The organism is Parafrankia discariae (assembly GCF_000373365.1).
In the GTDB taxonomy this organism is placed as follows: domain Bacteria; phylum Actinomycetota; class Actinomycetes; order Frankiales; family Frankiaceae; genus Parafrankia; species Parafrankia discariae.
Window position 1 is genome coordinate 1 of the sequence record NZ_KB891106.1, and the last position, 9,905, is coordinate 9,905.

At 72.9% G+C, this 9,905-nt stretch carries 9 protein-coding genes and 1 pseudogene; 8 read left to right on the forward strand and 2 right to left on the reverse strand.

Features of this window, described 5'->3' with window-relative positions; genetic code table 11:
- Together B056_RS0104715 and B056_RS41650 are read left to right on the forward strand one after the other, a co-directional pair.
- The coding region (locus B056_RS0104715; protein ID WP_018500754.1) for a transposase family protein at nucleotides 1–259 on the forward strand (259 nt) is incomplete at its 5' end.
- A gap of 66 nt (nucleotides 260–325) precedes the next feature.
- On the forward strand, nucleotides 326–2,029 hold the full coding sequence (locus B056_RS41650) for a serine/threonine-protein kinase (protein WP_084647087.1): 1,704 nt from the start codon (nucleotides 326–328) through the stop codon (nucleotides 2,027–2,029).
- Nucleotides 2,030–2,066: 37 nt separating this feature from the next.
- Here the strand turns inward: B056_RS41650 and B056_RS0104725 are convergent, their stop codons facing one another.
- Nucleotides 2,067–3,053, reverse strand: coding sequence for an aldo/keto reductase (locus B056_RS0104725; protein ID WP_020572309.1), 987 nt, complete (start codon nucleotides 3,051–3,053; stop codon nucleotides 2,067–2,069).
- A 117-nt stretch (nucleotides 3,054–3,170) separates the two neighbouring features.
- On the opposite strand from B056_RS0104725, the gene B056_RS0104730 reads away from it, so the two are divergent.
- The 6 genes from B056_RS0104730 (at nucleotide 3,171) to B056_RS0104755 (ending at nucleotide 9,635) form a co-directional block, all read left to right on the forward strand.
- Nucleotides 3,171–4,028, forward strand: coding sequence for an MmyB family transcriptional regulator (locus B056_RS0104730; protein WP_018500756.1), 858 nt, complete (start codon nucleotides 3,171–3,173; stop codon nucleotides 4,026–4,028).
- 128 nt (nucleotides 4,029–4,156) lie between these two features.
- Nucleotides 4,157–5,362 carry a 4-hydroxyphenylpyruvate dioxygenase gene (gene hppD / locus B056_RS0104735; RefSeq protein WP_020572310.1) on the forward strand — a complete coding sequence of 402 codons (1,206 nt, stop codon included), beginning with the start codon at nucleotides 4,157–4,159 and terminating at the stop codon, nucleotides 5,360–5,362.
- Nucleotides 5,363–5,402: 40 nt separating this feature from the next.
- Nucleotides 5,403–6,671 carry a homogentisate 1,2-dioxygenase gene (locus B056_RS0104740; RefSeq protein WP_026239331.1) on the forward strand — a complete coding sequence of 423 codons (1,269 nt, stop codon included), beginning with the start codon at nucleotides 5,403–5,405 and terminating at the stop codon, nucleotides 6,669–6,671.
- On the forward strand, nucleotides 6,668–7,624 hold the full coding sequence (locus B056_RS35140) for a hypothetical protein (protein WP_154676832.1): 957 nt from the start codon (nucleotides 6,668–6,670) through the stop codon (nucleotides 7,622–7,624). The genes B056_RS0104740 and B056_RS35140 overlap by 4 nt, the downstream gene beginning before the upstream one ends.
- Nucleotides 7,621–8,817: a fumarylacetoacetase gene (gene fahA / locus B056_RS0104750; RefSeq protein ID WP_018500760.1), complete on the forward strand. Its 1,197-nt coding sequence runs from the start codon at nucleotides 7,621–7,623 to the stop codon at nucleotides 8,815–8,817. Before B056_RS35140 ends, fahA begins: the two co-directional genes overlap by 4 nt.
- A 374-nt stretch (nucleotides 8,818–9,191) precedes the next feature.
- Nucleotides 9,192–9,635 carry a DUF4333 domain-containing protein gene (locus B056_RS0104755; RefSeq protein ID WP_230202822.1) on the forward strand — a complete coding sequence of 148 codons (444 nt, stop codon included), beginning with the start codon at nucleotides 9,192–9,194 and terminating at the stop codon, nucleotides 9,633–9,635.
- A 22-nt stretch (nucleotides 9,636–9,657) separates the two neighbouring features.
- Here B056_RS0104755 and B056_RS43490 read toward each other — a convergent pair.
- Nucleotides 9,658–9,905 (reverse strand): annotated as a pseudogene (locus B056_RS43490) (IS3 family transposase); the annotation flags it as partial.

Genomic DNA, 9,905 nt, shown 5'->3' on the forward strand with positions numbered 1-9,905 from the left:
GATCTACCTCTACGCCGACAAGGGCTACGTCGGCGGCGAGAGCGATCTGCTCCTCGTGCCCCGTAAGAAGCCCGCGAACGGCGAACTTTCCGACGGCCTCAAGGAGAGCAACCGCGTCCTCGCGGCCACCCGCGCACCCGGCGAACGCGGCTTCGCGGTCCTGAAGAACTGGCGCGTGCTCAGCCGTTTCCGCGGCTGCCCACGCCGGGTCGGCGAGTTCACCCAGGCCGTCTTCGTCCTGGAACAGGAGGGAATCTAGAAAAACAAACTTTGAAAATGCTCACTGATGTGTCCATAGCGCCTGGAAACGAGTCCGGAGGGGACGATGAACACCACGCCACCCGGTGCGCCCGGGGGATCGGTGCCGGCGTGGGACGCGGTGTTCACGCCGCTCACCCCACAGGACCCTCGGCAGATCAGCGGATATCTGCTCCGGGCACGGATCGGTGAGGGCGGAATGGGCGCGGTGTACCTGTCGTACACGCCCGGTGGCCGCCCGGTGGCGCTCAAGATCGCCCGGCCGGAGTTCGCCGCGGATCCGGAGTTCCGCCGCCGCTTCGCGACGGAGGTGACGATCGCCCAACGGGTGCAGGGCCTCTACACCGCACCGGTCATCGACTGCGACCCGAACGCCCCGCGCCCGTGGCTGGCGACCGCCTACGTCGCCGCACCCTCGCTCGCCGCCGCCGTCGCACGCCAGGGCCCGCTGCCGCTGGAGACCGTTCTGGTACTGATCGCCGGGGTCGCGGAGGCGCTGCAGTCCATCCACGCGGCCGGTGTGATCCACCGGGATCTCAAGCCGGGGAACGTCATCCTCGCCGCCGACGGACCCCGGGTCATCGACTTCGGCATCTCCCGGGCGGTCGAGGCCTCCTCGGGGGCGATCACCCAGACCGGAGCACGAGTCGGAACGCCCGCGTTCATGGCACCGGAACAGGTGCAGGGAAAGACCCTCGCGGCTCCCGGCGACGTGTTCGCCCTGGGTTCCACCGCCTACTACGCGGTCACCGGTGAGCTGCCGTTCGGCGGGGATGCCGCGGTCTTCCACCGCATCGAGCACAGACCCCCTGACTGGGACCGCTGCCCGGAGCAGGTCCGCGCGGTGCTCGAGCCGTGCGTGGAGAAGGACCCGGCGGCCCGGCCGACCCCCGCCGCGCTGATCGAGCTCTGCCGCGAGGCCTCGACCGACGAACGGCTCCGCATCGGCGAGGGCTGGCTCCCGCCGACCGTGGTCGCGGACCTCACCCGCTACAGCATCACCCCGCCCGGACCGCCTGCCCCGGCGCCCCCGCCCCAGAACCAGGGGACGACCTGGCCGCCAGCGCCCCCCGCGCCGTCCACACCTGGTCCATGGAGCGCGCCGCCCCTGCCCGGACACCCGGGCAGGGGCGGCGCGGGCCGCGGGCACGTCCCCTGGCTCCTCGGCGGGCTCGCCGCGGCGGCCATCGTCGTGGTGGCCGCGCTGCTGCTGAACCAGGGCGACCAGCCCGCGGATCGGCTCGCGGGCACCGGCTCCACGCAGAATCCGCCGACCGGCACCAACGACCCCGTCGTCGACCAGACCACGACCGAGTCCACCGCTGACATCACGCCATCGGGTCGTTCCCGGTCGAGTACTTCACCGAGCGCATCCTCCGCGGATAACCCGGTGGTCCCGGACTCGTCGACAGCGCCTGGCGTGCTGGCCCAGGAACAGCTGCGCATGACGGACGCGGCCGACTCGGTCGACGTCGAGCAGCGACCACTCACAGTCGATCCAGGCGGAGGCTACGGGGCCTTCTACATGTACGACGCCCAGGTCAAGTCCTACCAGCGTCTCGCTCTGTGGTCTGGCCCGGGTGAACCGACCGCTGCCAACTGCGAGTTTCTGTTGCGGACCCAGCCGATGTCGCAGCTCGACAACCATGCCGGCCTTCGCTTCTGTGTGGCCGGATCGGGCTCCCACATCGCCTCGGGCAACGTGCTGTCGTACGACAACGGAGTCAGCCAGGTTCGCGTCACGGTCTGGAACGTCAAGTTCGGCGACTGACAGCGGGTCCGCGCCCGGCGGCGCGGTCCTGGTCCCGCTAGCGCTCGCTGTCGAGGGCGGCGAGCTGGGAGTCCTCGTACCGGCCGCCCGCGGCCGCGCCGGCGGGCACCGCCCGGTCGATGTCGGCCAGGTCCTGCGCGGAGAGGGCGGCGGCCGCCGCGGCCAGCGCGTCGTCGACGCGGCCGCGCCGGCGCATCCCCACCAGCGGGATGACGTCCGGGCCGGCGGCGGCGACCCAGGCGATGGCGAGCTGGGCGACGGAGATCCCGTGGCGCTCGGCGACGGGCCGCAGCCGTTCGACGAGTCCCAGGTTGTGGTCGAGGTTCGCGCCCTGGAAGCGGGGGCTGTGCGCCCGGAAGTCACCGGGGTGCCCGGACGGGCCGGTGCCGGCGATCAGCCCGCGGGAGAGCACCCCGTACGCGGTGATCGCGATCCCGAGCTCGCGGCAGGTCGCGAGGATCTCGTCCTCGATGCCACGGGAGAGCACCGAGTACTCGATCTGCAGGTCGCAGATCGGGTGCACGGCCGCCGCCCGCCGGATCGTCTCCGGGCCGACCTCCGACAGGCCGATGTGCCGGACGAGGCCGGCCTTGACCTGCTCGGCGATGGCGCCGATCGTCTCCTCGATCGGCACGGCGGGGTCGAGCCGGGCCGGCCGGTAGACGTCCACATGGTCGGTGCCCAGGCGCACCAGCGAGTAGGCCAGGAAGTTGCGCAGCGCCGCCGGGCGGCTGTCGAAACCACCCCAGCCGCCGACCGCGTCGCGCAGCGCCCCGAACTTCACGCTCACCGTGACCGAGTCCCGGTCGAGCTGGCGCAGGGCGCGGCCGACCAGCAGCTCGTTGTGCCCCATGCCGTAGAAGTCGCCGGTGTCGAGCAGGGTCATCCCCGCGTCGACCGCGGAGAGGATCGTCGCCACGCTCTCGTCGTCGTCGGCCGGCCCGTACAGGCCGGACATGCCCATGCAGCCCAGCCCGAGCGCACCCACCTGCGGCCCGGTCGCCCCGAGCCACCTCGTCGTCATCGTCGTCCGCGTCATGACCGACAGTCTGCGGCGGCGGGCGGCGCCGCGGCAGGGAGCACTCATCATGGGATCGGCGGTCCCTGGCTTGGCGGCCGGGAGCGGGGAACGCTGGTGGGCATGGACCGTTCCGGGCTCGCCGACTTCCTGCGCCGGCGCCGCGCGCAGCTCCAGCCCTCCGACGTCGGCCTGCCTCCCGGGGCGCGTCGGCGCACCCCGGGGCTGCGCCGCGACGAGGTGGCCGCGCTCGCCGTCATGTCGACCGACTACTACACCCGGCTCGAGCAGTCCCGTGGGCCGCGGCCGTCCGCGCCGCTGCTGGCCGCGCTGGCCCGGGCGCTGCGGCTGAGCGACGACGAACGCGACCACCTGTTCCACCTCGCGGGCCAGCCGCCGCCACCGCGGACGTCCACCGCCGCGCACGTCTCGCCCGGCCTGCTGTACATCCTCGACCGACTCACCGACACCCCGGCGTTCGTCGTCTCCGACCTCGGGGAGGTCCTGGCGCGGAACCGGATGTCGGTCGCGCTGTCCGGCGACGTCGCCGCCCGCCCGGGACGGGCCCGCAACAACACCTGGCTCTGGTTCACCGAGCCGGACGGCCGGTCACGGTTCCCGCGTGAGGACTGGGACCGGCTGTCCCGCACGCACGTCGCGGACCTGCGCGCCACCCACGGCCGGCGCCGCGGCGACGCGGACGTGGAGGAGCTGGTGGCCGATCTGCTGACCCGCAGCGCGGAGTTCGCACGGCTCTGGGCGGAGCACGAGGTGATGGTGCGCCGCGCCGACCACAAACGGATCATCCATCCGGCGGTGGGCACCGTGGACCTGCTGTGTGAGGTGCTCAGCAGCGAGGCGGTGGCCCAGATGCTCGTCGTGCTGCACCCACGGCCGGGCAGCCCGGCGCGCGACCAGCTCGACCTGCTGCGGGTGATCGGAACCCAGGACCTGACCGCCGGTGAGGTCGCCGGCCGCTGACCTCTCCCGACCGAGGGCCCCCGACCGCCTGTGACGGTGGGCGGGTATCGCGTGACCCAGGGTAGTGTTCCTCTCGCGTTCCCGCGCACCGCCGCCGCCTCGACTCCCACCCGGCCGAGAGGACGTCCATGAGCACCGAAGTGACGCTGACCGGTCAGGAGCGCTCGGCCGAACTCGACGTCGACCAGCTCCGGCAGCTGGTCGGTCTCGTCGAGCACGACCCGGCCGGCGACCCGTTCCCGGTGTCCGGCTGGGACGCGGTGGTCTGGGTGGTCGGCAACGCCAACCAGGCGGCCCACTACTACCAGTCGGCGTTCGGCATGGACCTCGTCGCCTACTCCGGGCCGGAGACGGGCGAGCCCGACCACTGCTCCTACGTCCTCACCAGCGGCGCGGTGCGGTTCGTGCTCAAGGGGGGAGTGCGCCCGGACAGCCCCCTGCTCGACCACCACCGCCGGCACGGCGACGGCGTCCTCGACATCGCGCTGGAGGTGCCCGACGTCGACCGGTGTGTCGAGCACGCCCGCGCCCAGGGCGCGCGGGTGCTCGAGGAGCCGCACGAGCTGCGCGACGAGCACGGCGTCGTGCGCCTCGCCGCCATCGCCGCCTACGGGCGGACCCGGCACACCCTGGTCGACCGGTCGCGCTACTCCGGGTGCTACCTGCCGGGCTACGTCGAGCGTCACGCCAGGCCCGCGCGGCCGCCGGGCGCGTCGCGCAGGCTGTTCCAGGCGCTGGACCACGTCGTGGGCAACGTCGAGCTCGGCGCGATGGACGAGTGGGTGGACTTCTACAACCGGGTCATGGGCTTCACGAACCTCGCCGAGTTCGTCGGCGGTGACATCGCCACCCGGTACTCGGCGCTGATGAGCAAGGTGGTCGCCAGCGGCAACCACCGGGTCAAGTTCCCGCTCAACGAGCCCGCGCCCGGCCGGCGCAAGTCGCAGATAGCCGAATATCTGGAGTTCCACGGCGGTCCCGGCGCGCAGCATCTCGCGCTGGCGACCGATGACATCCTCGCCACGGTCGACGCGATGCGGGCCGCGGGCGTCGAGTTCCTCGACACCCCCGACACCTACTACGACGACCCAGCGCTGTGGGCCCGGGTCGGCGAGGTCCGGGCGCCGGTCGAGGAGCTGCGGCGCCGCCGGATCCTGGTCGACCGCGACGAGGACGGCTACCTGCTGCAGATCTTCACCAGGCCGCTGGGAGACCGTCCGACGGTGTTCTTCGAGCTCATCGAGCGGCACGGCTCGCTCGGTTTCGGCAGGGGCAACTTCCAGGCCCTCTTCGAGGCGATCGAACGCGAGCAGGAACAGCGGGGAAACCTCTGAGGACCGGATGTCGCGAGGAACCGACGTGGAGGATCCGACGATGCCGTACTACGCCCGGATCGGGGACGTCCCGCCCAAACGGCACACGCAGCACCGCGGCGGCGACGGCGGTCTGTACAGCGAGGAGCTGATGGGTTCGGAGGGCTTCTCCGCGGACTCGTCGCTGCTCTACCACAGGGAGATCCCGGCCGCGATCAGCGCGGCCCGGCCCTGGGAGCCGCCCGCCCTGGACACCGTCGCGAACCATCCGCTGCGGCCGCGGCACCTGCGCACCCACACCCTCACCGTGCCCGACGGGGGGTGGGGCGGTGTCGACGCCGTCACCGGGCGGCGGCTGCTGCTGGGCAACGCCGACGTCCGGATCGGCTATGTCGCCGCCGGCGCGCCCTCACCTCTCTACCGCAACGGCACCGGGGACGAGTGCGTCTACGTCGAGGCCGGCACCGCCCGCGTCGACACCGTCTTCGGCACGCTGGCGGCCGGCCCCGGCGACTACGTCGTCGTCCCGTGCGGGACGACGCACCGGTGGACGCCGACCGGCGACGGGCCGCTGCGCGCCTACGTCATCGAGGCGACCAGTCACATCCGCCCGCCGAAGCGCTACCTGTCGGCCTCGGGCCAGTTCCTCGAACACGCCCCGTACTGCGAACGTGACCTGCGCCGCCCGGCCGGCCCGCTGCTCGAGGACGGAACGGACGTCGAGGTCCACGTGAAGCACCGCGGGGCCGGAGCCGCGGCCGGGGCCGGAGCCGGGGCCGCGGCTGGGACCGGCCCGGCGGCCGGCGGTGTCGCCGGCACGGTGCTGACCTACCGGACCCATCCGTTCGACGTCGTCGGCTGGGACGGCTGCCTCTACCCGTACCTGTTCAACATCGGCGACTTCGAGCCGATCACCGGCCGGCTGCACCAGCCGCCGCCGGTGCACCAGGTCTTCGAGGGCCGCGACTTCGTCGTCTGCAACTTCGTGCCGCGCAAGGTCGACTACCACCCCGACGCGATCCCGACGCCGTACTACCACGCCAACATCGACTCCGACGAGGTGATCTTCTACACCGGTGGCGACTACGGTGCCCGCCGCGGCTCGGGGATCGGGCCCGGTTCCGTCTCGCTGCATCCCGCCGGGCACACCCACGGCCCGCAGCCCGGCGCGGTGCAGGCCAGCCTCGGCGTCGAGTACGTCGACGAGCTCGCGGTCATGGTCGACACCTTCGCCCCCCTCGGGCTCGGCTCGGGCGGTCTGGCCTGCGAGGACCCCGACTACGCCTGGACGTGGGCGGCGCACGCGGCGGCGCCGGGCGGCGCCCGGTGACCGACCACCCGCCGACGTCACTGTTCGCCGGGCTGGTCGACGACGCCGGGCTGTTCCCGCCCGAGGCCCTGCCCCTGCCCGCCGCCCTCCGCCGGCACCGGCACGACCGCGCGGACCGCACCGGTGTGCTGACCGGCCACTTCCTGTGCCCCGCGGCCCGTGTCGGTGAGCTCCTCGACGAACTCGCCGCCGGTGCGCGCGGGCGTGGGGCCACCAGCGGGTGTATCGACGGGGCCGCCGCGGGTGGACGTCTCGACGGGACCGCCGCCGAGGGGCCGCTCGCGCTCGGTCTCATCGGCCCGTTGGAGCCGCGCACGCTCCACCCCGCGCTGGCCCGGGTGGAGGGCGACCCGCGCGTCGGGCTGGTCGGGGTCGAGGGGCCGTGGGGTGAGCTTGCCGCGCTGAGAGCGGTGCCGCCCTCCGTGCCCTGCTTCGTCGAGACGCCGCGCGGGGACCTCGCCGCCCTGGAACGGGTGTCGGCCGCCGGTCACGGCGCCAAGATCCGGTGCGGCGGGGCGCGGGCGGACCAGTTCCCCTCGTCCGCGGAGGTGGCCCGGTTCGTGGTCGCCTGCGTGCGCGGTGGCATGCCGTTCAAGGCGACCGCCGGGCTGCACCACGCGCTGCCCTATCGGGACCGGCGAACCGGCTTCGCCCACCACGGCTTCCTCAACCTGGTGCTCGCCACCTGCCGCGCGGTCGACGGCGCCGACCTGCCGGCGGTCACCGCGATCCTCGACCGCACCGGCGAGGCCGAGCTCGTCGCCGAGGCCCGTGCGGTGCCACCGGAGCTGGCCCGCGCCGCCCGCCGGGCCCTCGTCGCCTACGGCTCGTGCCGGACGGACACCCCGGTCGAGGACCTGCGCCGTCTCGGCCTCGTCCCCCCGGCGGCACCGCCCGCGACCGCGGGGCCGATCGGAAGCGGCGCGTCGGCCGGGACCGGGGGGTCGGCGTGACGGCCCGGTCGTGGGTGCCGGTGCCCGAGGGCTCGGACTTCCCACCGCAGAACCTGCCCTACGGCGCCTTCTCCGTCGACGGCGGAAGCCCCCGGATCGGCGTCGCCATCGGCGACCACGTACTCGACCTCGCCGCCGCCCTCGGCGACCCGGTGTTCGCCCGGCCCCGGCTCAACGAGTTCCTCAGCCGGGGCCGGCGCCACTGGACCGCCGTCCGCGCGCGGATCACCGATCTGCTGACCGACCCGGCGCAGAAACCGAACGTGCGACCGCGCCTGATCCCACGGGACGCGGTACGCCTGCACCTGCCGGTGGACGTGGCCGACTACGTCGACTTCTACGCCTCCGAACACCACGCGAGCAACGTCGGACGGATCCTGCGCCCCGGCGGCGATCCGCTGAACCCGAACTGGCGGCACCTGCCCGTCGGCTACCACGGCCGCTCCGGGACGGTCGTCGTCTCCGGAACCGACATCGTCCGCCCCCGCGGGCAGCGCCGGCCCGTCGACGGCCAGCCGCCGCCCTTCGGGCCGACGACCCGCCTCGACATCGAGGCGGAGGTCGGCTTCGTCGTCGGCACGCCGTCGGCGCTGGGCGACCGGGTCACCCCGGCGGCGTTCGCCGAGCACGTGTTCGGCGTGGTGCTGGTCAACGACTGGTCGGCCCGCGACATCCAGGCCTGGGAGTACGTGCCGCTCGGGCCGTTCCTCGGGAAGTCCTTCGCGACGTCGGTGTCCCCCTGGGTCGTCCCGCTCGACGCGCTGGCGGCCGCCCGGTTCCAGCCACCACCACGCGAACCCGAACCGCTGCCCCACCTGCGGGACGACGGCGCCTGGGGCCTGGACCTGCGGCTGGAGGTGAGCTGGAACGGCTCCGTCGTCAGCCGCCCGCCCTTCGCCGAGATGTACTGGACGCCCGCGCAGCAGCTGGCGCATCTCACCGCCGGCGGCGCCGCGCTGCGCACCGGCGACCTGTTCGCCTCCGGCACCGTCTCCGGTCCGCGCCGCGACGAGTGCGGCTCGTTCCTGGAACTCACCTGGAACGGCACCGAGCCGCTGCGGCTGGGCGACGGCACCGAACGGACGTTCCTCGAGGACGGCGACACCGTCACCATCCGGGCCACCGCCCCCGGCGCCGACGGCGTGCGCCTCGGCTTCGGCGAGGTGACGGGAACGATCCGCCCGGCCCGGTGAGCGGCTCGCCCGCCGGTCGGCACGAGTCCCGTCGCATTCGGGCCGACGTCCTCCCGTCGTGTCGCGGTAGTGACATTCTTTCGCCTCACGGCTGCGCGATCCGGACTGCTACATTGACATCCATACGCGGTCTGTTGCCTGGCGAGAATTAATTCCTCCGTTCTTTTCGGCGTGCGGCGCGGGATCTTTTCCCGTGCGGGTGAAAACCATTTTCCTATCCGCCGGAATCTTCTTCGTGGAATTCTCCGCCGGGCTGGGAGGGGATGGACATGAATCTGCGCTCGGGAAGCCTGTCGGTGCGCGGTGTGGGACGGCGCGGTGCGGGATGGCGTCGACGCCGCCCGGGCGCCGTGGCCGCGGGGGGAGTCCGTGTCGTGGCTGGCTGCCTGCTGGTCGCCGCGGTCTTCTCGGGCTGCGACGGCTCGGTCTCCCTGGGTGGCGGCTCGGTCGCCAGCGGAGAGGTGGAGAAAAAGATCGCCGCCGAGTTCGGCCCGCTGTTCCAGCGGACGGATCCTCCGGTCGAGGTGGCCTGCCCGGAATCCCTCAAGGCCGAGGTGGGCGTGACGATGCAGTGCTCGCTGACCGACCCCGCGGACGGCGCGACGTACCCGGTGAACGTCTCCGTCGACTCCGTGAACGGCGACGACACCCACTTCAACCTCGACCTCGTGGGGGTGACGGCCGTCGACGAGGCCGACGTGGAGGGCGAGATCGTCAACACGTTCGGCGCGCGCTTCCAGAGCGCGGACCTTTCCGCCGACTGCCCCGCCTCACTGCGCGCGAAGGTCGGTGCGGAGCTGCGGAACCCGTCAACCTGATCGAGGCAAGATCTTGTAGGAACTATTGAGCTGGTTGTTCTGTGGTGGTGCCTGGCTGGTTCGGGGTCTGTTCGGGTGGGTTGATCCAGGCTGGTGTCGGCAGCGGTGGTGGTGCTGGTGGGCGGCGGACGAACCGGTCTGGTCGGGTGGCGTAGGCGGCGGCGAGGACCTCGGCGCGGGCGGCCTGAACGGTCTCGGCCTGGCCGTGGTGGACGGTCGCGGGAGTGAGCAGGCCGATCCCGGAGTGCCGGTGGTCGTTGTTGTAGTAGT